Genomic DNA, 277 nt, shown 5'->3' with positions numbered 1-277 from the left:
ATTGCGGATCGTCGCGACAGCTGGGTCGTCGCGACGAAATTCGGTTTTCCGACGTCGCAGGGTCCGAATGAACAGGGTCAGTCGCGCAAGTGGATCGTTCAGTCGGTCGAAGCGAGCCTGAAGCGTCTGGGCACCGACTACATCGATATCCTCTACTTCCATCGCGCGTTGGTCGATGCTCCGCTGGAAGAAGGCGTGCGCGCCATCGGCGATCTGATCCGTCAGGGCAAGATCCGCTATTTCGGCGTATCGAACTTCCGCGGGTGGCGCATCGCCG

Annotated in this window: 1 protein-coding gene; it reads left to right on the top strand. The window is 60.6% G+C overall.

Translation table 11 applies throughout. From position 1 onward, the window contains the following. Nucleotides 1-277, top strand: a 277-nt coding sequence (locus SB764_RS39785; RefSeq protein ID WP_410866722.1) for an aldo/keto reductase, incomplete at both ends; no start/stop codon positions are given.

The organism is Paraburkholderia sp. SIMBA_027 (assembly GCF_046535315.1).
Classification (GTDB): domain Bacteria; phylum Pseudomonadota; class Gammaproteobacteria; order Burkholderiales; family Burkholderiaceae; genus Paraburkholderia; species Paraburkholderia tropica.
This window is presented reverse-complemented; position numbering and strand designations above follow the sequence as displayed.